The organism is Mesorhizobium sp. M7A.F.Ca.CA.001.10.2.1 (assembly GCF_003998575.1).
Lineage (GTDB): Bacteria > Pseudomonadota > Alphaproteobacteria > Rhizobiales > Rhizobiaceae > Mesorhizobium.
This window is the reverse complement of record NZ_RZQY01001171.1, coordinates 1-843: the sequence shown is the minus strand read 5'-3', so window position 1 is coordinate 843 and position 843 is coordinate 1. Positions and strand designations below refer to the sequence as shown.

1 protein-coding gene is annotated in these 843 nt (G+C 67.5%); it reads right to left on the bottom strand.

The window, feature by feature from the left end:
* A partial coding sequence (locus EN964_RS35935; RefSeq protein WP_206528833.1) for an autotransporter-associated beta strand repeat-containing protein occupies positions 1-843 on the bottom strand: 843 nt, incomplete at both ends.

Here is an 843-nt window from a genome sequence, read left to right as displayed (position 1 = left end):
CCGCCGATGATGCCTGTGCCGCCAAGCGTCGCGCCGCCGGCGACCGAAATCTGCCCGGCCGCGCCCGACTGGTTGCCGTTGACGAGCAGGGTGCCGGCATTGACGTTGGTCGCGCCGCTATAGCTGTTGGTGCCAGTGAGCGTCGTAACGCCGCTGCCGAGCTTGTTGACCGTGCCGCTGCCCGAGATCGCGCCGGCAAAGATGTAATCGCTGTTGAGGTTGAAGGCGAGCACGCCGTTGTTCGTAACGGCTGGCGTCGCGAGCGCCCCGGCCGTCGCGCCGTTGCCGATTTGCAGCGTCCCGGACTGTATAGTCGTGCCGGCACTGTAGCCGTGGTTCCCGGTCAGCGTCAGCGCGCCGGCGCCTTGCTTGGAGAGGCTCTCGAAATTGCTGACATTGGCGGCGTCCAGCGTGCGTCCCGCGGCGGCGACCACTTGCAGTGTGTCTCCGACGCCAGTCTCGCCACCGGTACCCGCGTCAACGCCCGCGCCACTGATGACGGCGGTGTCATTGAGCACCAGCGTGTCGTTGCCGGCGCCGAGATTGAGCTGTGCGGCGCCTGTGTTGAGCGTGCCGCTTACGTTGACCGTGTCGTTGCCGGCGCCAAGATTGCCATTGCCGCGCAACGTGCCGCCCGCCGCGATGGTGATGGTGCTTGCGCCGCCATCGCCGGCAAGAGTTGAGAAGCCACCGGCGGCGGCTCCGACCGTGCCGTTGACGGTGAGCGTGCCGGTACCGTTCAAGGCGATCGTCGGTGTGGTGAGGCCGCCGTTGACCTGCAGGACACCCGCGTCAATGCGCGTGGCGCCGATCTCGTTGCCGGCTTGCGTCAGCACGGTCACA